Annotated in this window: 21 protein-coding genes and 1 pseudogene; 9 read left to right on the top strand and 13 right to left on the bottom strand. The window is 54.6% G+C overall.

Features of this window, described 5'->3' with window-relative positions:
• Positions 1–413: 413 nt before the first annotated feature.
• Positions 414–1,145, top strand: coding sequence for a hypothetical protein (locus OLX72_RS02745; RefSeq protein WP_433989747.1), 732 nt, complete (start codon positions 414–416; stop codon positions 1,143–1,145).
• A gap of 35 nt (positions 1,146–1,180) precedes the next feature.
• Here OLX72_RS02745 and OLX72_RS02740 read toward each other — a convergent pair whose 3' ends face one another.
• Positions 1,181–2,833, bottom strand: a complete 1,653-nt coding sequence (locus tag OLX72_RS02740) for an adenylate/guanylate cyclase domain-containing protein (RefSeq protein ID WP_114870478.1) — start codon at positions 2,831–2,833, stop codon at positions 1,181–1,183.
• A gap of 425 nt (positions 2,834–3,258) precedes the next feature.
• Here OLX72_RS02740 and OLX72_RS02735 point away from each other — a divergent pair, with 425 nt between their 5' ends.
• On the top strand, positions 3,259–3,666 hold the full coding sequence (locus OLX72_RS02735; RefSeq protein ID WP_433989746.1) for a hypothetical protein: 408 nt from the start codon (positions 3,259–3,261) through the stop codon (positions 3,664–3,666).
• A 512-nt stretch (positions 3,667–4,178) separates the two neighbouring features.
• Positions 4,179–4,529, top strand: coding sequence for a potassium channel family protein (locus OLX72_RS02730; protein ID WP_433989745.1), 351 nt, complete (start codon positions 4,179–4,181; stop codon positions 4,527–4,529).
• A 235-nt stretch (positions 4,530–4,764) separates the two neighbouring features.
• Here the strand turns inward: OLX72_RS02730 and OLX72_RS02725 are convergent, their stop codons facing one another.
• The 6 genes from OLX72_RS02725 to OLX72_RS02700 form a co-directional block, all read right to left on the bottom strand.
• Positions 4,765–5,649 (bottom strand): alpha/beta hydrolase, encoded by an 885-nt coding sequence (locus OLX72_RS02725; protein ID WP_433989744.1) that lies wholly within the window; start codon positions 5,647–5,649, stop codon positions 4,765–4,767.
• A 415-nt stretch (positions 5,650–6,064) separates the two neighbouring features.
• The gene (locus tag OLX72_RS02720) at positions 6,065–6,568 is read right to left on the bottom strand and encodes a GNAT family N-acetyltransferase (protein WP_433989743.1); all 504 of its coding nucleotides are present in this window, start codon (positions 6,566–6,568) and stop codon (positions 6,065–6,067) included.
• 677 nt (positions 6,569–7,245) lie between these two features.
• Positions 7,246–8,718 (bottom strand): pyridoxal phosphate-dependent decarboxylase family protein, encoded by a 1,473-nt coding sequence (locus OLX72_RS02715; protein ID WP_433989742.1) that lies wholly within the window; start codon positions 8,716–8,718, stop codon positions 7,246–7,248.
• Positions 8,719–8,770: 52 nt separating this feature from the next.
• The gene (locus OLX72_RS02710; protein WP_114869485.1) at positions 8,771–9,061 is read right to left on the bottom strand and encodes a nickel-binding protein; all 291 of its coding nucleotides are present in this window, start codon (positions 9,059–9,061) and stop codon (positions 8,771–8,773) included.
• A gap of 37 nt (positions 9,062–9,098) precedes the next feature.
• Positions 9,099–9,659: a hypothetical protein gene (locus OLX72_RS02705; RefSeq protein WP_114872155.1), complete on the bottom strand. Its 561-nt coding sequence runs from the start codon at positions 9,657–9,659 to the stop codon at positions 9,099–9,101.
• A gap of 38 nt (positions 9,660–9,697) precedes the next feature.
• On the bottom strand, positions 9,698–10,783 hold the full coding sequence (locus OLX72_RS02700; RefSeq protein ID WP_114869484.1) for a PLP-dependent cysteine synthase family protein: 1,086 nt from the start codon (positions 10,781–10,783) through the stop codon (positions 9,698–9,700).
• Between the two features lie 187 nt (positions 10,784–10,970).
• Between OLX72_RS02700 and OLX72_RS02695 the strand changes: the two genes are divergently transcribed.
• Positions 10,971–12,521 carry a winged helix-turn-helix domain-containing tetratricopeptide repeat protein gene (locus tag OLX72_RS02695; RefSeq protein WP_433989741.1) on the top strand — a complete coding sequence of 517 codons (1,551 nt, stop codon included), beginning with the start codon at positions 10,971–10,973 and terminating at the stop codon, positions 12,519–12,521.
• A 466-nt stretch (positions 12,522–12,987) separates the two neighbouring features.
• On the opposite strand, the gene OLX72_RS02690 is transcribed toward OLX72_RS02695, so the two are convergent.
• The 3 genes from OLX72_RS02690 to OLX72_RS02680 all read right to left on the bottom strand — a co-directional run bounded on the left by OLX72_RS02690 (position 12,988) and on the right by OLX72_RS02680 (position 15,031).
• Positions 12,988–13,197, bottom strand: coding sequence for a hypothetical protein (locus OLX72_RS02690; protein WP_433989740.1), 210 nt, complete (start codon positions 13,195–13,197; stop codon positions 12,988–12,990).
• Positions 13,198–13,486: 289 nt separating this feature from the next.
• Positions 13,487–14,383, bottom strand: a complete 897-nt coding sequence (locus OLX72_RS02685) for a sulfotransferase domain-containing protein (protein WP_433989739.1) — start codon at positions 14,381–14,383, stop codon at positions 13,487–13,489.
• A gap of 186 nt (positions 14,384–14,569) precedes the next feature.
• Entirely contained in the window at positions 14,570–15,031 is a 462-nt protein-coding gene (locus tag OLX72_RS02680) for an MAPEG family protein (protein ID WP_114869426.1), read from the bottom strand.
• Between the two features lie 693 nt (positions 15,032–15,724).
• On the opposite strand from OLX72_RS02680, the gene OLX72_RS02675 reads away from it, so the two are divergent.
• The 3 genes from OLX72_RS02675 to OLX72_RS02665 all read left to right on the top strand — a co-directional run bounded on the left by OLX72_RS02675 (position 15,725) and on the right by OLX72_RS02665 (position 17,792).
• Positions 15,725–15,901: a hypothetical protein gene (locus tag OLX72_RS02675; RefSeq protein ID WP_433989738.1), complete on the top strand. Its 177-nt coding sequence runs from the start codon at positions 15,725–15,727 to the stop codon at positions 15,899–15,901.
• Complete coding sequence (locus OLX72_RS02670; protein WP_433989737.1) at positions 15,898–16,215, top strand: hypothetical protein; 318 nt, start codon at positions 15,898–15,900, stop codon at positions 16,213–16,215. The genes OLX72_RS02675 and OLX72_RS02670 overlap by 4 nt, the downstream gene beginning before the upstream one ends.
• Positions 16,216–16,553: 338 nt before the next feature.
• Positions 16,554–17,792: an APC family permease gene (locus OLX72_RS02665; RefSeq protein WP_433989736.1), complete on the top strand. Its 1,239-nt coding sequence runs from the start codon at positions 16,554–16,556 to the stop codon at positions 17,790–17,792.
• Positions 17,793–18,123: 331 nt separating this feature from the next.
• Here the strand turns inward: OLX72_RS02665 and OLX72_RS02660 are convergent, their stop codons facing one another.
• Entirely contained in the window at positions 18,124–18,846 is a 723-nt protein-coding gene (locus OLX72_RS02660) for a hypothetical protein (protein WP_433989735.1), read from the bottom strand.
• Positions 18,847–18,939: 93 nt separating this feature from the next.
• On the opposite strand from OLX72_RS02660, the gene OLX72_RS02655 reads away from it, so the two are divergent.
• Positions 18,940–20,100, top strand: coding sequence for an IS30 family transposase (locus tag OLX72_RS02655; protein WP_433989734.1), 1,161 nt, complete (start codon positions 18,940–18,942; stop codon positions 20,098–20,100).
• A 213-nt stretch (positions 20,101–20,313) separates the two neighbouring features.
• Here the strand turns inward: OLX72_RS02655 and OLX72_RS02650 are convergent, their stop codons facing one another.
• Together OLX72_RS02650 and OLX72_RS02645 are read right to left on the bottom strand one after the other, a co-directional pair.
• Positions 20,314–21,495, bottom strand: coding sequence for an alpha/beta fold hydrolase (locus tag OLX72_RS02650; RefSeq protein WP_433989733.1), 1,182 nt, complete (start codon positions 21,493–21,495; stop codon positions 20,314–20,316).
• A 287-nt stretch (positions 21,496–21,782) separates the two neighbouring features.
• Entirely contained in the window at positions 21,783–21,857 is a 75-nt protein-coding gene (locus OLX72_RS02645; protein ID WP_433990427.1) for a hypothetical protein, read from the bottom strand.
• A gap of 45 nt (positions 21,858–21,902) precedes the next feature.
• On the opposite strand from OLX72_RS02645, the pseudogene OLX72_RS02640 reads away from it, so the two are divergent.
• Positions 21,903–22,349 (top strand): annotated as a pseudogene (locus tag OLX72_RS02640) (IS5/IS1182 family transposase); the annotation flags it as partial.
• Positions 22,350–22,372: the final 23 nt, after the last annotated feature.

Here is a 22,372-nt window from a genome sequence, read left to right as displayed (position 1 = left end):
CCTCTTTGCGGCGGAAAGGTGGTTCGGGATTAATGGCTCGTCGCCGTTTTTGAACGACCGCTCTGGCGCGATTGGCTGCATCGCAGCAATGAGCGTTGTGCACCCGCGAGGCGATGCTGCGTCAGCACTATCCGCATGAGCAAAAGGCCGGAGAGTCCGCATGTGAGACATACGTCGCAACCGCAGCGAACGTCCGGTCCTGGTGAAAGCAGTCGTTTAGAACCAAAACTTCGAATTTCCGGTTGTGAACGGCTGCTTAACGCGACGAACCGGTCATCAGAGAAGAACAGTCGAATGACTGCATCGAGCCCATTTTGACTGATGCTGCGATGATGCCGAAGGTCTGCTTCATTAGTTGGTCAAGTCAATGGCGCATGCTAGCGTGAATATGTTCAGTCGAGAGGATTAATGCGATGAAAACAGGACAGCACGAATGGATTGTCTTTCACCGAGTACGGTTTTCGGAACCGATTGATGGAAACAACAATCCTTTTCCGGGCCCGAAGCTTGCGGAATCTTGGAGGTTTTATCCCGCCTCGCCAGTCAACTCCGATGGCATGCGAACAAACATATCAGAAGAATGGGGCGGGTTTGGTATCTACTCTTCTCATCGCGATGCAGAGGAGGTTTTTGAAAGTCCGGAAGATCATCTTTCGTTTCTTGGTGACACTGTCGAAGCCTACCATGCGTTGGTCGTGCCGTATTCACATCGGGGCAAGGTCAATTGGCGAGGCACGGTAAAGGAAGACTCCTCCTTCATTACAGCGCCTGCCGATCCCGGTGGTGTTTTGGCGGTCTTCACATCAGCCGGATATGACAACCCCGGGCCAGATGACCTCCCTCGCATTGCGAATTTCTTGCGCGAAGTCGACAATGTGCAGGAGTATTACGGAACGCTTCCCGACAATATCCGCAGAGCGGTATTCAGCGGAGCCGGTGTTGATGCTCATGACGGCATAACGGTTTCGATCTGGCGAAGCGATGCGGCAATGATGCAAGCAGCATATAAGCCCGGTCATCACCGTGACCAGATGGACTATCAACATGAAAAGGGGCATTTTGATCGGAGTTCGTTTACTCGTGCTCGGATCGTTTCCAGCAAAGGAGCCTGGGATGGTGGCGATCCTGTTCTGGAAATAGGTTAAGGCGGTCTGCTTAACTGTTAGCACCACTGAATCGTCTAATGTTTTAGGGATGGTGCCACGGCTTTCATCAGCCATCGGTGCTGATCAGGCAACGTAAGAATTGGAGCCAACACTTCTGGGCGGTCCGGCAACTTGTTAGCGCGCAAGATAGTTTCTTGCTGTGCGACTTCGTCACCTGTGGCGAAAAAGATTTCTGAAAGAAACAGATGATAGATTCTTGACGTTGGGTATTGTTCGATGGCCTGCTTAATCCAAGAAATTGCCGCGCAGTAATCCCCGTCAAAGAATTCAGCAGCGGCGCGCAGATAGCATACATATGGTTCATCCGGATCAGGTGAATGAAACTCAAAGAAACTGGAGGTTTCAGCCCGAACTTCGTTCCATTCCCCTTCAGCAAGCGCGATTTCGGCTCTGCATATTTTGAGAAGACCGTAGTTGGGATTAAGCTTGGCGACCCTTGCCGCTGCCTGCTTTGCTGTTTCCGTGTCGGCGAATAAATGCAGCTGGACTTCGCAACGAACTTTACACGCGAAGTCGCTTTGCGAGTTCAATGCTACAGCAGCATCGGCACAAGTAGAAATTTCCTCAACAAGCACTGGGTCAAATTCCCGATAGCGCATCCGCAGAAGCCACGTCTTTGCATAAGCCCACATAGCAAGGCTCATTGAATTATCCGGAGAAAGCCTTAGTGACCGATTGAGAAGTCTGACAGAATTTTTGTAGCCCTCTTCTGTAAATGCATAAAACTCGTGAGCTGCGCGTGCTCTAAGTTCGGACGCGCTCAGGGCATTCTCCGGCAGTTTCGCGATGCGTTCCCCATCTCGTGCATTGATAATACTTCTCAGTGAGCTGTTCGCACGGCTTGCAGCCGAATCTACCAAATCAAAAAGGTCGTCCGTCGGAGTCTGGTAGTTATCCGACCACAGAACTTTTCCAGTTTGGTTCAAAACAAGTGAAAGACTTATCTTTGCTGTTGTCTTGCTCAGTCGCAGGCGGCCGTGCAAAGTATAGGTCGGATCTTTACCTTCTTGTCTCCCTAGCGAAGTAACTCGTACTCCGGTTCTGCGGGAAAGGCCGTCAACAAGTTGATCGCGCAAATCCACGGCAGCGTCCTGAGTCTGCGAATTGCCTGCATTAAACGCTATATCGTTCACTATAATTGTCGGAATATCATACCCATCATCGGAACGATGAATGTTGGGACGCCACTGAAATGCGATTATCTCTCGCGAAATATTCTTGAGTTGGAAATTTCCTGACTGTGTGAACGTTTCCGCAAGAGATGTATCCAATTGCCGGTGCAAGTCTTCAGATATCATGACGCCGCCAGGTGGTGCTTCGGTCTGCAATCGTGCCGTGATGTTGATCCCGTTTCCGTAGAGGTCAGCATCATCTTCCACAATCTCTCCGAGATGTAACGCGATCCTTAATTTTATCAATTGGTGGGCGGAAAGAGTTAGTTGCACGGTTTGAGCAGCTTCAATGGCGTCAGTAATCGCCGGAAAAACGATTATCCAACCGTCTCCCAAACGCTTAAGCACTTCGCCATTTCGTCGAAGCACTTCTGGTTCCAACCACTTGTTACGAAGTTCGCGTATCAGTTCAATCGCCGCACCTTGATTTGTGTCCATGGCAACAGAATAGTCTACCATATCAGCCATCAAGATGACGGCGAGACGACGCTTCATGAGGTTACTCCTTACATTCAGCGACGACTACAATCGCACTATATCATTGCATTCTCAACCCAACCCAAAAATCGAGAAGTACTCTGGTCCTGATCGAGTGGCGGCTCCGTCCCGCGTTGCAGTTGCAGTCATTAATGGACGACATAGCGAACGGCAGTTCAGAGCCAAAGTACAAGATTCTGCGGCTGGTTCAAACGGCGGCCAAGCGCAGATTGCAGGCTTTTCAGAGTCTGGCTGATCTTTTTTTAAAGCGTACATTTGAGACAAGTGCGGCGAGAGGCTGGTCATTGCCTGGTGAGCGTGTGACCCGAACAACAATCAAGTCCACTGAGACTGCTCGCTGACCAGATCCCAACCGCTAGCGCCTTTTACTTGCCATCTTGGGTTGCGCCTGCGACTGTGCGGGCTCTAGGGAGTTTCCATAAATGATTAATATTCTGGCAAAATCTTCGATTGTGCCGCTCGCCTTCTGTCTGTTGGCATCTTGTTCAACGCCTTCAAGCAACGACGGTCAGCAACGTGTTTTAACTGTGGTCAACAAAGGCTCAGTGCCGATAATCTCTTTCTATGCAGGAAGGCCCGGAACAACACCCGGGAGCAGACAACCAACCTTCGAACTCGTGTCAAGGAACGCTGAGGGCATGGTCGACTGGCTTCCTTTGGGGCTGAACCTAAAGCCTGGAGCAGAACAGAAGTTTAACATTGATGATGGCAAGGGGACATGTGTCTTTGAAGTCTATGTTCAGTTCCTGGATGGCGCATCGCGGAAGAACGAAGGAGACGTCTGCAAATTTAACCGTGAAAAAAGAAACGGGTGGGAGGTTTCTAACTAACACCTATCGGTCGTAGAGTTTCATGTTGGGCTTATCCGCTACTTGCCAGTTCACGGCCTGAACGACTTAGTTCCGCCATGGCAGGATCGAGACAGCAGGGGGGGGTCGGCACTAAAATTGGCTGCCATGCTGTGCCAATGGCAGTCTGTCAGGCCCGGCATCAGCGTACGCCCGCCGCCGTCGATGACCGTGCCGCCCGCGATGGCCAACGGTTCTGTTGACACGGCGGTGATCAGGTTGGGCTGTTCGGTCTTGCAATTGTTTTACTGTTCTTGGGAATGTTCCTGTGGCTTTCCGTTCGGATGGAACCATGGTTATCCTGCTTGCGAACCCGTTGCCGCCACTTGGCTACTCTAAACCAATTACACCGGTTTCGGTCCTATCGTCCAACGGCCGTTTGGTCCGCGCCTTAAGGCTTCAGAAACCAGTTGAATTCATTAGTGCCAAAGTTCTCTGAAGTGTTTATTGCCAGTTTGCAGCCATGCGAGTCGATCATCACAGCGAGGTCTCTTATGCTTTCCCTTACGGTCAATTTGCTCCGCCTACTCAGCGCCGTTGGCAGATCCTGGAAAAACCCTACATTTCGTGCGGGATTCGTACTTGCCATGCTCATCCTGCTATCAGGCACCGTCTTTTACCGCACAGTCGAAGGATGGTCATGGATCGACGCCCTCTATTTCAGCGTAACTACTATTTCTACTGTGGGTCTGGGGGACCTGTCGCCGCAGACGGACTTTGGAAAACTGTTTACGGTGGTTTACATCTTTGTAGGCGTTGGCGTGTTCGTGGCGCTTTTTTCGCAATTCGCCCGTGCCATGCTCCATCTGGAGGACAGCGGCAAAACGCCAGAGAAACCTGACTGAATCCAAGCAAGATGCTCACTCCATCTTTGGTCAAAGATTAAAGTGTTGCAGCGACCCGTTTGCGTGTCGATGGTTGTTAGAGACGCGCACATCGCCAAAGCTCTGATTTGGTCGAGCCCCCAGCCAAAATCTTCAACCGGCGCTCTATGGCAAAGTTTTTCACCATTTCTTACAGAAAACAGAGTTTTTCAACACAATCAGCCCGAAGCGAAAGTTCATTATGGCGCTCAAGTACTCAGTTCCGCGCTGTAACTACGCGCACAGGCAGGTCTCCGATGACTTCTTCCAAAGCTGTTTGTCTTCGTGAACCATAAGATGGAGCATTGTTGAGTGCGCGCCCGATCAACTGGACGACTTCTGGGGATCCCGCGAATTTTGAATGACTGCCGGTCCTTGAGTCCTGAACTTTCGACAGGTCGATCGCGTTGACGCCAAGAGTGCTTAGTTCTTCGGCATCCGCAGCCCCCACGCGCGGGACACCACCGGCGATTTGGCGCGCAGCACGTAACGCAGAGTCATCCTTGGACAAAAGGACAAAGAATCTGTCGAATGTCGTATTGATTTGTCCCATCTGAGACCGAAACAAGTCGATATCTATGTCGGGTGATGCAAGCACTACGTTCTGCAGTCGACCCGTTCTGTTGAACTGATTCTTCTGCGCCACATCAACGATCGCTTCCATCGTCAGAAAACTTCCCATGGAATGGGCGAAGATGTGATACTTAGTAGCAATGCTCTTGCTGAGGAGTTCGGACGCGTCGATCAAAAGAGGCCGTGCAACAAGAGCACTGTTGAGGTCGTAAACGTATCTGGAGGTGCGACCTGCGGACGCCCAGGTGAAGAGTACCGGAACTCCTTCAAAGCCACTGTCTTCTACAAATTGTCCCACCTGCAAAATGGCGTCGCTGGTGGTCATGTTGTACCCATGGACGAACAATAGCACTTCCCGCTGAGCCGGAGCGCGAACTCGTAGCTCCTTATTTAGCGATGAGAGAAAAAGGCTCTTTGATGAGTATCTTGCGGGATCGATGACTGCGAATTCAGTTCGTGGATCAGGTGGAAGAGTTTTTGGTCGCTCCAAAGCACCGGTAACATGGGTCGGAGGTACAGATACTTCCACTGAGGCTAGTCCCAACTCATCCGCTCGTAGCTCGGAAAAAAGAGCTCCAACGACCTCCGTGTCTTCGCGCGTTGTGACAATAAAGACCTTATGTTTGGTAGCTTCGGCAACCGATCTTATAGGGATTTCGGGATTATCGATGCCCACAAGTTCTGGAGCGCGAGAGCATGCGACGATGCACACAAGCAGCAGAGGTAGCGATAGTTTTATAAGTGACACAAAACGCTCCGGATTTGATGCGCCCTAATCAAGCTTCATTAATCTCAAATGGATTTTAGGGCCACTGGAAACTTCGGCTTCATCCGCTGAGCTACAATTGGCTCAGACTGCGGCGAATGACCTTTCAGCCCAAAGCGTATGTCAGGTCGTCAAACTAAGTTTCCGGGATTTGTCTCAAATACACAGATGCGGAAGTCTAAAGATCGAGCTGCATGAAAAGCAAATAGGGCTGCAGTTCAGGGTCGCTTTCGCCTTCTGGGTAGCATTCGATCTGGTCGAAACCCAAGTTGCGATACAATCCCTGTGCGGCGGTGTCATAGAAGCCTGTATCCAGCAGAACGTGCGCTGCGCCCAAGTTTCTCGCGTGGGACAGAATACTCTCCATGAGCTTTCGCCCGAGGCCTAACCCACGGGCCGCAGGTTTCACGTACAATCGTTTGATTTCGCACGCGTCCGGTCGGATCATTTTTAGAAATACGCACCCTTGCAAATTGTCGCTGCCATCAATCGAGATGTGAAGTCCTCCGGTAGGAGGAAGGTATTCGTCGATGTGATCAAAGGTATCTGCAACCAACTCATCGACGTTGAGATCAAGCCCTGAGATTGCACGCAACTCCGAGATTTCATGGCTCAGATATTCACGAACCAAATCCCGAAGCTGCGCCTCGCTCTCTAGCTTGTCGATTGAGCGAATTTCCATGGCGATGGTCTTCCAACTAATTCGGACAAACTCAGACTATCCTAAATCTCAATGTCGGGTAAGTCCGCATGTGAGACATACGTCGCAGCCGCAGCGAACGTATGGTGCCGGTGAAAGCAGTCGTTCAGAATCAAAACTCTGAATTTGCAGTCTTGAACGGCCGCTTAACGCGACGAACCGGTCATCAGAGATAAACAGTCGAATGACGGCAGTGAGCCCTGAAGTGCCTAATGCTGCGCAGTGTACGAATGTCTGCAAATAGCGCGATAGTCGGCGTTCAGCAGAGATTTTTTCATTTGATTGATGACGAGATGAACTTGTTTGTATTTCATATTTGAAGATCGAGAGGCAACCTACACGGCATGCGTGCAACATGTAATCGGCATACGCCAAGATTAGTCGGTTGTTGGGTGATGTCGCGGGGTTGGTCAAAATGAGGCGCATTGGAACCAGCAAGAATGTCGGGTGTCCCTAGGTCTGCAACGGAACTTGACCGTCAGTTCCGCAATGCAGAGGTCAAGTTTTCGTCGTGTTTGAAGTTTGCTCGAGATAGGTCAGACATAATCAATGTGATGAAGATCAGTGCGGAGCCAACCCATCCGTTGGCGCTAGGGGTGCCTTTCTTTCTGCTCCGGTCTCTGGAGCATGCGGGGCTTTTCAGTGACAGAATGCAGAGGTCAAGAGCGCCTATCCCGGATCAGCATCGCCCCCTGACGGGCAAACTCATCGACGAGAATATCTAGATCCGCGCGCGTGGTGCGGTGATTGTTGATTGCAGCGCGCAGGCAGTGACGAGTTCGCACCGTCGTGTCCGAAATAGCCGCGACACCGGACTCCTGCATTCGCATCATGATTTCGGTGTTCAACATCTTAAGTGCCGCCTCGTCCAACCCACTTGGGTCATACCGAAAGCAGACGATGTTGATTTTTGTTGGAAAGCAAATGCTTAGATTGGTAGTTGCCTCGATCCGCTCTGTCAGATATCGAGCGTGGCCGAGATCCTGTTCAATAAGGCGACCGAACTTGGCGACCCCATGTTCCTCCAGCGCCATCCATACCTTAAGTGCTCGAAACCCGCGTGACGTCTGGAGGCCGAAGTCGTGCAACCAAGCCCCTGACGCAATGCCGCGTGGTGCATTTTCTAGATATTCCGGTGTAACCGTAAAGCTGCCGAAATGCGCGTCGGCATCCCGCACCAGAGCGCAGCCCACCTCGAAGGGCGCATGCAGCCACTTGTGCGGATCAAGGGCGATGGAGTCTGCCCGCGCGATCCCGCGTACGAGCGCCTTGCCTTTGGGCGCGATGGTCAGCAGCGCGCCAATGCAGCCGTCCACATGCAGCCACAGGCCCTCTTCGGCACAGAGGTCGGCGATGGCTTCCAGATCGTCGATGGCACCGGTATTGACCGTGCCAGCCGTCGCTATCACGCACGCGGGCTGGAACCCCGCCGCCCTGTCCGCGATGATCGCATCGCGCAGGGCCGCAATGTCCATCCGGCAAGCACCGTCGGAAGGCACGCGGCGCAACGCTTGGTTGCCCAGTCCCATCGCTTCCACCGCGATCTGGTGGCACGAATGGATCTGGTCAGAGCCGTAGAACCGCATCGGGGCCTTGAGCGCCCCCACGCCCAACTCGCGCATGTCGATGCCGGACATCTGGTTACGCGCCACGGTCAATCCAATGAGGTTTGCCATCGACCCGCCAGAAACGAGCGTACCACTCGCCGACGCCGGGTAGCCCATCATCTCTTTCATCCAGTTGACGACCTGTTTGTCGATCTCGGCAGCGGCATGGTCACCACCCCCAAGGTTCGAGCCAAGGATTGCGGCGAGGAAATCACCCAATGCGCCAGTGAAATTGCTTGCCCCCATGTACCACATCCAGAAGCGCGGATGGATATTGCCCATCGGATAAGGCAACATGTTGGTGACAAGGTCCTGATAAACGTCCGCCAGTGGTCTGCCCTTTTGCGGCATAGCACAACGGAACCGGGCGCGGACCTCGGGCGGCATGTCCTGCCATAATGGGCGGTCGCGCAGGTCACGCGTATAGTCAACCGCATCCCCAACAATACGCAGGGCAAGACCCCTGAGCGTTTCCCAATCGGCAGGGTCGAGGGTTTCCTCTCGGGGGTTGTTCACTTCTTTCACAATTGTCCCCTTGGTCCAATTGCCCGAACTTAATGGCCGTCAGCCATGACTGTCAGGACGCTTTGGGATCGGGTCGCACGACGACGGTTGCCGCAATTGGCAAGAAGTCGTCGCCTGGCATTCCGACCCGCCGGGCGTGTTCGCGGATCGCGTCGCCGTCGACCGCTTCGTAGATACAGCAGGTGCCCAGTCGCCCGTCAGCTTCGTTGACGACATAGGACCGGATCCAGCGCACCTTGTCGGACATTTCCTCGTCGCCGATCTTGCCCGAGATTGCGGCGGTCTTTTCAAGTTCTGCGGTGTCGGCCCAGGCGCTGCTGCGCCGGATCATGTAAAGTTGCATCACGTTTCTCCTTCTTAGGGTGTGCTTGGATTGCAGATCAATTCATCGGATCCTGTGCCTCGATTGGGGCCATGACGTGCCACAGCGGCGTGTCGCCCCACATAATGTAGGGGCCACCCGCGTAGGGGTCATTCGACAGATTTGCCACCATTTCCTTGGTGGGAAACAACAGCATTAGGTGCGGGCCTTCCTCGATCCACATGCCGCCATCGTTCTGATCCGTGGCCATGGGATTATCGTTGTTGACCATCGCATCTCCAGCCAGCATGTAAGACACCCCGACAACGTCAGTGGAGAAATCTCCACCGGTCGATACGGCATCCATCCAAGCCATCCAAACGGCGTCGTTGCACATCGGGTGCGTGTCATCAGGGATCAGTGGAACGCCAGGAAAACAGACCCAGCCGTTTGTGCCTTCCTGTAACAGTGTCCCGTCGAGGTCCCGGAAAGTGGCTTGTTCGGAAATGTTGGTCGGCGCGGCTGTCATGGCCCGCGCAATTTTGTCTGCAGTCGTTTCTGCCTGTACGGCGGGTGCCATAACGGAGGCGACTGCGGCCAAGAGCGCGCTTTTCATGGAAAATTGGTTCATTCGAAACATGGTAAGTACTCCTTTTTGCGATACGATTGAAAAAGATGTCATTGCGCTGCCAACTGATAACCGGGCGTCGAACGCGATAGCGCATTCTCCTCATCTGTCATGTCCTCGGGGATCGCGTCGAACAGCGGTGTCGTGATGTAGCGTTCGCCCGTGTCGGGCAGCATGCACAGGATCACGGTGCCCGGCGCCGCCCGTTCAGCGATTTGCATGGCTACGGCGAAGGTTGATCCGCCAGAGATGCCGGTCAGGATGCCTTCGCGCTGCGCAAGTTTCTGCGCCCATGCGACGCCGTCGGGACCGGCCACGGGGATCAATTCGTCATAAAGCTTGTCGTCCACCGCTTCTTGCAAGACATGAGGAATGAAGTCTGGAGTCCATCCCTGAATTGGGTGTGGCTCAAATGCCGGATGGCTTGCCGCTGGTGAGTTGTCGGAATTTCGCGCCTGCGCTTGGCCACTGCCCAAAAGCTGTGCATTGGCAGGTTCAGACAGAACGATTTTTGTCTCTGGCCGTTCGCAGCGCAGAACGCGCCCCACGCCCGTCAGGGTGCCGCCTGTACCATATCCGCTGACCCAATAGTCCAACCGCTGGCCGTCAAAATCGGCAATGATCTCGCGAGCGGTCGTGTTTTCGTGGATGCGGGCATTTGCCCCGGTTTCGAATTGGCGGGCGAGGAACCAGCCGTTCGCATCAGCAAGTTCGACAGCCTTGCGATACATGCCGAAGCCCTTCTCGCCGCGCGGGGTCAGCACGACCTTCGCACCCATCATCCGCATCAGCTTGCGGCGCTCAACCGAAAAGCTGTCGGCCATAGTCACCACCAGCGGATAGCCCTTTGCCGCGCAAACCATAGCCAACCCGATACCGGTATTTCCCGACGTTGCCTCGACCACAGTCTGGCCCGGTTTCAGGCTTCCGTCCTTCTCGGCCTCTTCAATGATACTCAGAGCCAGGCGGTCCTTGATTGATCCCGCCGGGTTAAAGGCCTCTGCCTTGACGTAGAGGTCGACCCAGTTTGGCGCGAGCGAATTTATGCGGATCACAGGTGTATCACCGATGGTTTCTAAGACTGACGCGTAGAGCCTGCCGCGCCCTTGCGTTGTCCGGTTGGTCATTGAATCCATTGTCTTCTCCGTTCTGCTTTTATCGATTGCGGTGATGCCGCCTGGCGCAATTCAGTTCATTTCGCGCTTCGACAGCTGCCGACCTGCGCAAGTGGATCATTTGATCCTGAGGCAATCTTTTTGGCCAAGCTTGACGGATATCTGAAGAATTCCTGTAGAAAGCGCCAATTTTGCTGTATGACTAGCCATGACTTGGACATTTGGAGATTTCAAAATTGATCCTGAGCGATTTGAGCTCAGCTTGTCAGGACAGCCGGTAGCGCTTGAACCGCAGGTGCTGTCGTTGGTGATCCACCTTGTCCGGCACCGCGATCGGCTGGTGACAAAGGACGAGATTGTTGCCGCTATTTGGCAAGGCCGGGCGGTCTCGGACGCAAGTATTTCCAGCCGTATCCGCTCGGCTCGTCAGGCCCTAGGTGACAGCGGTGAAAACCAGGCTGTGATCCGCACCGTGCATGGTCGTGGGTTCCGCTTCGTCGCCGATGTCATCGTCACGCGGCCCGCAACTGTGGCATCCGATGTCCCAGCCCCCCATACGCCGGTTCATCCGGGCGGGCGTCCCTCAATCGCGGTGCTGCCATTCAAGCCGCTCGGCATGTTACCGGAACTTGCTATCTTGGGCGATGCGATCCCGCACGAGATTATCGATGCGCTGTCGCGGCTGCGTTGGCTGGCGGTTATTGCTCGCGGGTCGTCCTTCCGCTTCCGGCAGGACAACGCGGATATGGATCTGGTGTCAACCGCGCTTACGGCACGCTATGTCCTGTCAGGCATCATCGAAAATGCGAACCAAAACGTTACAGTTACTCTGGAACTGACGGACACCAGCTCCCGCGAGATTGTCTGGGCCGACCGGCTGGTGGCGCCCGTCGATGAAATCGGCGACCTGAGGGCGCGTATCGTGGCGCATCTCGTTGCTGCGCTCGAGACGTACATTCCCTTGAACGAGGCGCGACTGGCGGGGCTGCGTGATCTTGAAAGCCTGGATGCCTGGGCCAGCTATCATGTGGGCCTCGGTCATCTCTACCGCTTCACAGCCGCCGATACGGCGCTTGCGCAGTCCTGTTTCGAACGGGCAGTCAAAGCGGATCCGCAATTTGCCCGCGCGCACGCCGGCCTGTCCTTCACCAGCTTTCTTGACGCTTTCTTGCGCCTGATCCCTGATACGTCGTCGGCGGCCCGCAACGCGCGGCTCCACGCGGAGCGTAGTTTGGAACTGGACGCCCTTGACCCGTTCGCGAACTTCACGATGGGCCGCTCCTTCTGGCTGACGGACGAGCCAGAAGTCGCTGCAGACTGGCTGTCGCGGGCAACGACGCTCAATCCCAACTATGCACAAGGCTTCTACGCCGCGGCGTTTACAGCGATGCTGACGGGCAATGCGCCAGTGACGTTCGCAGCTCTGGACACCTCGTTGGAACTAAGTCCGCTTGATCCACTGCTCTACGGCATCCACGGCGTCCGCGCGCAAATGCTGATACAGAAGGAAGACCATCAGGCCGCGGCTCATTGGGCCGACCGCGCGGCCACTACGCCCGGTGCGCACTACCTGATCGCCATGATCGCACTTTCTGCGAACAGCTTGGCTGGCCGTCATGACCAGGCGGCCCGATGGCGACAGAAGGTCCGCCAACTGAAACCCGACGCGACTGCTGAAGACTATTTTTCGGCCTTCCCGACGCGCGATACAGCATCACGTACGCTTGTCGCAGCCGAATTGAGCCGACAAGGTTTCTGAATGCCGCCATCATCCTGCGATCTACTTCCAAGTAATTGATATTACTGAAAACTATTGCCGCCCTCAGCCAAAGCGCAAGCCTTCCCAAGTCCGTTTCTGACCGCCATCGCGGTCGTTAGTGCACCACGCAGAATCAAGGCTGTTACTTCCCGCATTGTCCAATTCATGTGCAATCCTTAGTGAAGGTCTCCAAAGGGGAGCAAAGCTGCCCTGTGTGCACTTTTGGCGAATGGGCGCTATGTCCGCAAGGCGGTCATAAATACAGAGTGCAGCGAACGTCTGGTGCCGGTGAAAGCAGCCATTCGGAACCAAAGTTTCGAATTTCCAGTCGCCAACGGCGGCTTGACGCGACACAGCAGACACTCGCCAAAAACCTGTGAACTTCCGCTTTGAGCCCATTCCGGAAGTGCTCCTGCTATGATACTCGCAGATGCAGCAAGCATGGTCTGAGATTGCGCCCCGGCGCTCAATTGAGATCTTTGTCTTGCCAATACTTCGTGCCAGACGCATTGGCGTTAACGCGCCACCCCGTTTTGCTCAGCACAAAAAACGACCGCCCATCTGTGAATTTGACTTCAGTCGTCGTGCGTTCGTCTCCCTGCATCGCACCCGCATCTGTGGATGCATCATATCCATTTTCCACAAAGCGTTGGAAATCGACTGGGGTCTCGAACATGATGACCGGCGACAATCGATTGGAGCAGAGAGTGTTGTTCGTCGATTTCGTAGCTCCCGTCTGTTCACCGTCGTGTGCACGTCTGATGTTCCACCGCCGCACAGCAGCATCCGCATTTCGGCCATTTGTGGAGAGCGCAGCAATTCGCTGGCTTGATTTTCAGTCAGCGGACATTGCTGCCCGGCGCGTTGCCGACCCAGTTCCCAATTGGGGCCAGGTCCGCATACTTGAAGTTCATCAAAGCGAGCAAGCGAGTATCCTATTCAGGCAACTTGCCGCCTTCATAAAGCTATTTCACAGCGTCGGCATCGGGGCAAATCTGGCTGCCCACGTCACGTAGATGCTGCGAAATTTCGTCCGTCATGCCATCGGCCTTGGCCTTTCCGACTTCGCCCTGCCGTATCATCGCGCCAGATTTGAGGATCGAAACCTTGCCGGCGGTGTGCGCTTCAAACTTGCTCTCATTCTGCTTCATCCACGGGAAAGACGTGTATTCAAGAATCTCTTCCCACTGCGCGTCGGTTGGCTCTTCGCCCAGAAACTCCGCGATTTTCCGGACCGACCCTTCATGATCTTTCTTCATATCTGCATAATGGAGGAACATAACGTTCGGTTCGTTACGCAGTGGCCACCACGCAGCCAGAAAGCCGAACACGGCCCCTTGCATGCCATTCGCGTCTATGACGTCCGAATAAAAGGAAGGGAAGTCCGGGCGGCACAATGCCTCGCGGGGCATGCCCCATAGGCCGAACCATTCATCCGAATGCTTGTCGAGGAATGGCCTGAAAGACACAAACGCCTCTTCCGGGTTGCGAAATATCACGACATATTTTACGTCGTTGCCGGAGCCAGCTTCCTGAAATGGCACGGCTGGAGGCGGCGAATGCGTCTTGAAAGCACGGCGTGCATCGGCGGGCATCGCGGCCACTCGGTCAATAACATCCCGATGCGAGTGTTCGGGGGAGCCCAGGAATTCGATCCACGGAACTTCCTCGTAAATATCGCGAAAATCCGAACGCCCGCCGCTCACGATCTGGTGCACGATATTCATCGTCCACGTCGTGCCGCTTTTCAGGGGCACCGAAACGACGATATCCCCATCGCGCCATGCGATCCCTTGCTGAATTTCAGGCTGGATCCAAGGAGGGCCTGCCGGGGGGGCCTCGCTATCAGTGACCTCGGTCATCTTGTCAGTCTCCTGTTGCTATTGGCCCTTAAGAAAAGGCCGTTTGAATATTGGTTCTCTAGTCCGCTCCTAGCCCCGCAGGTAGAGGTTAACTGCTGTGCCGCACCTGTAAGCCGTTTGAACGACCGTTCTACGGAAATACCTTCCGGACAAATGTTCAATTTGACCACTGCAAGAGTATCCAGTTCAAATCACGTTCCACAAAACATAGACCGCCATGAAAATCACTATTAAGGAGCCAATCGAATAGAATGTCGCACGAACCTCGTGGGTCTGTTTTGTGAAATATGCGACTGCATGTGCCAATCGCGCGAGTGCGAAGCCAAACATTAAAACCTGTGCGGCCAACAAAGTCGGATCAACCGCAACAAAAATCAAACCAATGGCCAGGAATGCTGGGATATTTTCTAGATCATTGCGATGCATGCGTCGCGATCGATCAACATAATCATTGACCTCAAGTTGGTCGGGTCTTGGCGACTTGTTGATTAGACCTTTCTGTAAATCCTCGGGGCTTACCAAACCAGAGTCGCTTTTCAACATCCGGTAGACGGTCATCCAGCCTTGCAGCATTATTTTCAGAACCATAAGTGCCGCAACAAGCGCGTAAGTTTCAAAGACCGGGTTATCGAGCGTCAACAAGTTCATTGCACTTTCCTTTGTTTGGACTGGAATCTCCGAGATGTGGAGATTTTACCGACATCAACGAACAGTTTGATGGGAAGGCGACGACCTTCAAAATAGCATGAATTCCAACAGGAGTCCTTTTTCTCTTACTTCGCAAAGCTACCGCTATAAAGCATCACTGCGAGACGGATATTCGGACCCATCCAACTTTTCACGCGCGTTTGTAAAAGCCGTCGGAAAAACGCCATCCAAGTATCGCACGCTGCATCGCAATATGAAGATCGAATAGCGACAGTCGAACCACAATTCATTGACCTGAAGCGACAACCGCGTCAGTTCTTTCTGCCCCAGTAATTGTTAGGCATTCTGAGGCAAACGTTTCAGTCACCAGTGCTATCATTCCGCTCGTTTGCAGTGAATCAACGAACGTCTGCCTTGCGGAAAGGTGATGCAAAAATGGAAGGAATTGAGTAATGACTGTTTTGTCCCGCAAGGCGGTCATTAATGCAGAGTGCGGCGAACGTCTGGTGCTACCGAAAGCAGCCATCCAAAGCCAATGTGAAAAGAATCAAATACAAACGCTGCCAACTACAATCTAAGTGACTAGGATATAACCTCCGGAGACGCTGTGTCAGGATAGCGATTCAGGCGATATGTTCATACTAAGGGCCCCGCGTCACGTCAGGCGGGCTGTCACTGTCAAAGAGGTGCGGCATGGTTGATGACCGCGACATCGTTCTGACGTTGAAAGAATTGGACGACATGTTGGCGGACCCAAGACTGTCCCCGGCACAGCTGGCGAAGCTGATGGACATGCGGATGGAACTTGAAGATCTGGTCGAAGATGTAGACCCGCGCCTACTGGCGATGGCATCGGGTGCAATGTCATGACCGGTCAATACGGACAAACGGTACATGCGCAGGTGTTGCCACCTCACGGGGTCACGGATGCTGAGCTGGAAAGGCGTTTGGCCGTTGCGGGTGTAGCGACGGCTCCCATTCAAAATGAGGAGTTAAATCTTCCATCAACTGCCGTAGACCAAGACACCTGCAAGCACGGTTTCGCCTTAAACGGTCACCCCAAGACATGGACGGGAAAGATCGTGTCGCTGGAAGAATGGCAGCGCTTATCGGTTTGGGAAAAGCATGGGCCTGACGGACGGCGCTGGAGCGGGAAGACGAAAAAGTGGGAAGCACCCGAATGATCGATTCCGCCATCATCATCGCGTGGTAACTGTTATGTGGTTTCAGGTAAAAAGCTTTCTTTACCCATGAAATTTTACACTTCGGGTTGGTTGCCAATTCGTGTGTAGGGCCCCCGAACTTACATTCAGACACGTTGCGGTATTACGGCGCGCCAATATATGCAACGCTGACGAGGCTAACTGTCTTATTGGTGGCCGACATGGATGCAACAAACAATTCGGACATACCACAGATCGTTTCGGTCTGCCCCCACGATTCCAAACCCAGCCAAAACTGAACCTTCTATACCGTCGGGTGCCAATCAGTGCTACGATTCCAACCCAAGACAAGGTTGCAGATGTCGAAAACCGAACGAGACGCAGTCCCACTCAAACGATCGATCGGCCTGATGGGGCTTGTCCTGTATGGTCTTGGGGTTACGATCGGGGCAGGGATCTATGTTCTTGTGGGCGAGACGATCGTGCGGGCCGGACCATACGCCCCTGCTTCCTTTTTGCTCTCAGCCTTTGTCATGGGATTTACCGCAGCGTCATTCGCTGAATTATCAGGGCGTGTGCCGCAAGCAGCGGGGGAGGCAGTCTACGTCGAGAAATCGTTTGGTATTGCCTGGATGACCATTGCCGTTGGTCTTGCTGTACTGATAGAGGCGATGATTGCGGCTGCTGCCATCTCTGTCGGGTCAGCAGGCTATATCGCTGAACTCATCCCCTTACGCAGCGAAGTGTTGGTAGCTTTTGTCGTCCTGTCGATGGCAATGATCGCAGCTTGGGGTATTCGCGAGTCCATCGCGATCGCGGGAGCAATGACGCTTGTAGAGGTCGCCGGACTGCTTATCATTATCGTCCTCGGACTGGTCAACGACCCCGGCAGCATCGCCGAATTGCCGCGATCGCTGACTCCGCCTGTTGGGGACTGGCCAGCCGTGTCTGGTGTGCTGGCGGCCAGCATGCTTGCCTTCTTTGCCTTCATCGGGTTCGACGACGTCGTCAATCTTGTGGAAGAGGCTAAGAACCCCAAAAAAATCATGCCCTGGGCTATAGGAATTACGTTGGCCGTGGTCACGTTGCTCTATGTTTTGGTATCCTTCGTGGCCGCGAAAAGCGTATCGGTCGAAGAAATGGCCAAAACATCTGCCCCGATCAGCCTGCTTTTTGAACGCCTTACCGGATTACCCCCGCTCACGATCACATTGATCGCGATCATTGCCACGATGAACGGTGTGGTCATTATCCTTATCATGGCTGCCCGCGTCACCTACGGGATGGCAAAGGCGGGGAGATTGCCCGCTTGGATCGGGACCGTGTCGCCGCGCACGCAAACACCGGTTCGCGCAACCGTGATCATTGCCGCGGTCGTTCTGGTTATGGCGATCTTCACGCCGCTGGACGTCCTGGCAGAAACATCTTCGGAGGTGCTTTTGACAGTCTTCGCGGTGATCAATCTGTCACTGGTCTGGTTCAAGATCAAAGGCGTGGCGGCACCCGAAGGTGCTTTTACGGTTCATATCGTATTTCCGATTGCGGGCGCAGTATTCTGCTTCGCCCTGGTGGTGGGCGCGTCACTTGCCGGGGGTTGACGGCTAACACCGGATCACGTGGATCATGGACCGCTGAACAGACTGCCGATATTGTCCTTATTCGCCGCAGACTGCACCGATGTCGGCTCGGCGGACAAAACCGCCATCGGGCGAATGCCGAAAGGTAAGCAAATTTAATCAGCGTCTCTGTAGCTATCCACACATGCCGTTCGCTGCAGAGCCGTGCGGTCCGTGATTCCGGCCGTGCATCGTGCAGAATTTTCAACATGGCCAAAGACGGCCAAACGGGAAGAAGCGGTCGATAGCCGTAAGTCTATTTAGCGGACCTCTCATTACAAGCGATCACTAAAGCAATCTGCCTCGGTTGCTCTCACTGACCAATACTTGCTGTTGTCCGATCAAAGATCACATACCGCAAGCCTTCAACGGGTCCGTTGCTGGTATTCGATTGCCAGCGCCAGGAACCGATCAGCCAGTCGGGCAGAGCCATCACAACCCGGATCGTGTGATCAAGGGGAGTGCCTTGCTGTGACATGGTTTGAAAAGTTCCAACAAAACGCGGCATGTCAGAAATCTTGCAATTCACCACAATCTCCAAATCGTTGCTGGAAATGTAGAAGGCAGCGCCTGTGCTGCCAGCAGGTGCTGCATCCCAATACCAATCCGGCTGCAAGGCATCGGTTTCCTCCAGCCGGAATTCAGGAATTGGCGGTACCATTTTGACCATGTATTCCCGCAACGGACCGGGATAGATCGTGCCGGGGCCAGAGGTTTCGCCTTCGGGGAACATTACGTTTCCGGCAATTGTCATCTGCAAGGGTCCTGCCGTGATATGATAATCACCGTGAAGCATATCGGGGATGACCATGGCGTGGCACGTATTGTCAGTGGCGCTCGGCTGTGTCTGGGCGTGGCTCCCGGGAGCGACGAGAAATGCAACCGCAAATAACAGGGTTGAATAAAGCTTCATGAAAATGCTCCGCAACTGGGTTTTTTGGAACCTAGCACGGAACTGCCAATCCCAGAAGACACTTAGGTCATTTCTCGGTCTGACCCAGGTCACTGTATCAGGTGGCAGTACGACCCGAGACATCGATACAATCGCCCCGATCTGGTCCGCTTTGGGCGGCGGTTTCAACGGGTCGACGCAACACTTTAATCTTTGACCAAAGATGGAGTGAGCATAATGAAGTATCGTTGCCGGATATTTTTCACAGATAAACAGAAGTCAGAGATATGGGATCGATGGCAACGCGGCGAGTCGATGAGTTCGATCGGACGTTTGTTTGAACGCGAGTCATCGTCGATCTATCCGCTGCTTGCGCGCACTGGCGGCATTCGCCCGCCGGACCGTGTGAGGTCTCGGCTCGCTCTGACGCTTTCCGACCGCGAAGAGATATCCAGAGGCTTGCGAGCGCAGGTCTCGCTGCGTTCAATTGCTCAAACATTGAAGCGACCGGCATCCACAATCAGTCGCGAGGTCAGGCGCAATGGCGGCGCCAAACTTTATCGAGCAGCGGTGTCTGATGCAGCTGCTTGGGACCGCGCCCATCGCCCAAAGCTCTGCAAGTTGGCGGGCAATGACTATCTGTGCCGCGCAATATCGGCCAAGCTGACGCGCAAATGGTCTCCACAACAAATCGCAGGCTGGTTGATGCGTGAACATCCCGATGAAGACAACAAGCGGGTCTCCCATGAGACGATCTACCGAAGCCTTTTTATCCAGACAAGAGGCGTACTTAAGAAAGAATTATTGGCGCATCTGCGGGCGACACGATCCATACGCCGATCCCGCCATGCCACCTTGAAGCGCAGCGGCCTGGGTAAGTTCAACGACGCAATATCGATCCGTGACAGACCTGCGGACGTTGAGGATCGAGCAGTGCCGGGCCATTGGGAAGGAGACTTGATTGCAGGGTCTGGCAACAGCTTCATCGCGACATTGGTCGAACGTCACACCCGCTTTGTGATGCTGGCCAAGGTGAGCAACAAGGACAGCCACAGTGTCATTCAGGCATTGATCAAACAGTCTCGCAAGTTGCCAAAAGAGCTGTACCGCTCGCTGACCTGGGACCGCGGAACGGAGATGGCTGGACACAAGGCCTTCACCCTGGCCACGGATATTGACGTCTTTCTGTGCGAGCCACATTCGCCATGGCAACGCGGCACAAACGAAAATACCAACCGTCTGCTGCGACAGTACTTCCCAAAGGGCACAGATTTGTCGATACATAGTCAGGCGAAGCTCAGCGCCGTCGCCAGACAACTCAACGAACGACCTCGAAAGACGCTCAACTACGAAACACCAGCCGAGCGTTTCAATGCATGTGTTGCGTCGACCCGTTGAAACCGCCGCTCGATGCAGTCATTCGACTGTTTTTCTCTGACGACCGGTTCGTCGCGTTAAGCAGCCGTTCATGACTGGAAATTTGAAGTTTTGTTTATGAACGACCGCTTACCACAAGAGCGGACACTTACGAAAAATTGGTCTACTTCCGCTCTGCGGGACCTTGCAGCCGTTCGCTGCACACGCGAAATCGTTCAGAGGCCAGCGCTCGCGTTACCCGGTCAAGAACTCCGCGAGCGTGTAATTGTAGTTCTCCCAGCATGCGCTGCCGTGCAAGGGAACGTGGTTGGCGGTCTCAAGCACCACCAGTTCGGCCCTCGGAATGCCCGCCGCTAGCTTCTGCGCCTGCGACAAAGGATGCACGGCATCGTCGCGTGCATGCAGGATCAACACCGGGCAGCGCACTTGGTCTAGCAGAGGCGCGACTGTCGCATCGTTGATCACGTCCCGGTCGCGCAGCATAGTCTCGGGCGGGCAAGCGGCTTGCATCTCGCGCAGGACCTCGCGCGCTTCTTCAGCCGGCCCTTCGGGAAAGTAAGACATCGCGAAGGCACTCGCGAAGGCGCTTTCGGGGCGCGCCCAGCCCTCGGCGATCATGCTCTTCAACGCGTCGGGCGACGCATCCGCGCTGCGACGCGACCGCCCATCGACATATCCACCCACGATCGCCAAACGCGTAAGCCGCTCGGGATAGAGCGCCGCGAAGTTGAGCGCTGCAAGGCATCCGCCTGAAAATGACACCGCAGCGAAGCGGTCGAAGCCCGCCGCGTCCGACACCGCGGCCGCATCACGCGCCTCGGTCTCAAAGTCGATTTCTCGCTGGACCCGTTCTGATTGGCCGCTCCCCACATTGTCGAAGCGCAGATATCGGGTGTGGAGTGCCATCGACGAGATGCAAGAGCGATGGAGCCCGTATGCCCATTCCATTTCCAGGTCGGTGGTTTGCAGTGGACCGAACCGCAGAACGGGCGGCCCCTCGCCGCTGATAGCATAAGCGACTGCACAGCCATCTTCGTTCTTGCAATAGCGGATGCGCTGAGCCGTGGCGGCGGGAGCCTGAGCGGGGACCGAAGGCCTAGCATCCGCCTCCCTCGACACTTTGGCCACCAACATCAATCCCCGCCGCGCCACGGTGCGGATTACCGCCTGTGCCTTGCCATTGTCGCCCACAGCCTTGCGCGCTGCCGCGATGCAAGCGGAAATCGCAGACTCGGACACGATCCGCCCGCCCCAAATCTCTTCCACCATTCGGTCGCGCGTCACCAGGTCTCCAGCATTGCGCAGCAGAAGATGGATCAGGTCGAATACCTTGGGTTCCACGGCCACCGCGCTACCACCACGAGTTAGCGTCAGACGGGCGTCATCCAGCGTGCAATCGGCGAAATGGTGCTCCATGTCCCGCAACTTACACCGATTTTTCCGTCGTGACCCAAAAAATTCAGCCGGCCCCAAGGTTTCCAAAGGCAATCCTAAGGTTTTCCAAGCCTCCCCCTCAAGCAGAGGCGCACGGGATCGGGCACCTTTGGGTCATCAACCAAGGAGACACGCCATGATGACCCCCATGCAGACTGACTTAATTAAGTACAGCACTCCCGCCGCCCCGACCTCGCATGAGCGTCAGGCGCTGCGTGCCCGCCGTCAGGCCCGTCGCGCCACGTTCCTCGCCTTCATCGAAAAGGTCTTCACCCGTAGCGGGCATGGTGACCTGAATATGCGCCGCTGTAGGAAAACATTTCTTTATTGATTGGAATACCCATGCCGCGCAGTTCGTGGACAGTATACTATTGATAGGTCGTGACGGCGGTGGTGCCAGCGAGACAACACCCAAGTTCACTGCTCATGCCCACTGGACTGCCGCGCGTAAAGGCCCCGCTTTCTTTGCGTATTCAGACAATTACCTGATCGACACAGATCACGGGATCATCATGGATGTGGACGCCAGCCGGTCGATCCGGCAGGCAGAGGTCGGCGCGATGCGCAAAATGATTGATCGCACCGAAGACCGCTTTGGCCTAAAGCCTGATTGGGGGGCGGCGGATACGGCTTATGGCTCATCTGACAATCTCGCTTGGCTAACGCTCAAACGGAAAATCCTTCCGTTTATCCCTGTCTTTGATCATTCAAAGCGCAAGGACGGCACCTGGTCGCGATCCGACTTCACTTGGGACGAAGACAGTGATCGATACATTTGCCCGGAAGGAAAAGAGCTGCGTCATACTCGGCGAAATTACTCTGACCCCAAAAGGCACAAAGCCAAGGCCGGCCTAAAGCC

It is taken from the genome of Sulfitobacter sp. TBRI5 (genome assembly GCF_051013555.1).
GTDB lineage: Bacteria > Pseudomonadota > Alphaproteobacteria > Rhodobacterales > Rhodobacteraceae > JL08.
The sequence above is the reverse complement of the archived record's forward strand: the minus strand, read 5'-3'. Positions and strand labels throughout refer to the sequence as shown.

What these genes read in the sequence shown, in the direction of transcription:
- OLX72_RS02745 (WP_433989747.1), top strand. Translation starts at nt 414, where the DNA reads ATGAAAACAGGACAGCACGAATGGATTGTCTTTCACCGAGTACGGTTT.
- OLX72_RS02740 (WP_114870478.1), bottom strand. Translation starts at nt 2,833, where the DNA reads ATGAAGCGTCGTCTCGCCGTCATCTTGATGGCTGATATGGTAGACTAT.
- OLX72_RS02735 (WP_433989746.1), top strand. Translation starts at nt 3,259, where the DNA reads ATGATTAATATTCTGGCAAAATCTTCGATTGTGCCGCTCGCCTTCTGT.
- OLX72_RS02730 (WP_433989745.1), top strand. Translation starts at nt 4,179, where the DNA reads ATGCTTTCCCTTACGGTCAATTTGCTCCGCCTACTCAGCGCCGTTGGC.
- OLX72_RS02720 (WP_433989743.1), bottom strand. Translation starts at nt 6,568, where the DNA reads ATGGAAATTCGCTCAATCGACAAGCTAGAGAGCGAGGCGCAGCTTCGG.
- OLX72_RS02710 (WP_114869485.1), bottom strand. Translation starts at nt 9,061, where the DNA reads ATGCAACTTTACATGATCCGGCGCAGCAGCGCCTGGGCCGACACCGCA.
- OLX72_RS02705 (WP_114872155.1), bottom strand. Translation starts at nt 9,659, where the DNA reads ATGTTTCGAATGAACCAATTTTCCATGAAAAGCGCGCTCTTGGCCGCA.
- OLX72_RS02700 (WP_114869484.1), bottom strand. Translation starts at nt 10,783, where the DNA reads ATGGATTCAATGACCAACCGGACAACGCAAGGGCGCGGCAGGCTCTAC.
- OLX72_RS02695 (WP_433989741.1), top strand. Translation starts at nt 10,971, where the DNA reads ATGACTTGGACATTTGGAGATTTCAAAATTGATCCTGAGCGATTTGAG.
- OLX72_RS02690 (WP_433989740.1), bottom strand. Translation starts at nt 13,197, where the DNA reads ATGTTCGAGACCCCAGTCGATTTCCAACGCTTTGTGGAAAATGGATAT.
- OLX72_RS02685 (WP_433989739.1), bottom strand. Translation starts at nt 14,383, where the DNA reads ATGACCGAGGTCACTGATAGCGAGGCCCCCCCGGCAGGCCCTCCTTGG.
- OLX72_RS02680 (WP_114869426.1), bottom strand. Translation starts at nt 15,031, where the DNA reads ATGAACTTGTTGACGCTCGATAACCCGGTCTTTGAAACTTACGCGCTT.
- OLX72_RS02675 (WP_433989738.1), top strand. Translation starts at nt 15,725, where the DNA reads ATGGTTGATGACCGCGACATCGTTCTGACGTTGAAAGAATTGGACGAC.
- OLX72_RS02670 (WP_433989737.1), top strand. Translation starts at nt 15,898, where the DNA reads ATGACCGGTCAATACGGACAAACGGTACATGCGCAGGTGTTGCCACCT.
- OLX72_RS02665 (WP_433989736.1), top strand. Translation starts at nt 16,554, where the DNA reads ATGTCGAAAACCGAACGAGACGCAGTCCCACTCAAACGATCGATCGGC.
- OLX72_RS02660 (WP_433989735.1), bottom strand. Translation starts at nt 18,846, where the DNA reads ATGTCTCGGGTCGTACTGCCACCTGATACAGTGACCTGGGTCAGACCG.
- OLX72_RS02655 (WP_433989734.1), top strand. Translation starts at nt 18,940, where the DNA reads ATGAAGTATCGTTGCCGGATATTTTTCACAGATAAACAGAAGTCAGAG.
- OLX72_RS02650 (WP_433989733.1), bottom strand. Translation starts at nt 21,495, where the DNA reads ATGGAGCACCATTTCGCCGATTGCACGCTGGATGACGCCCGTCTGACG.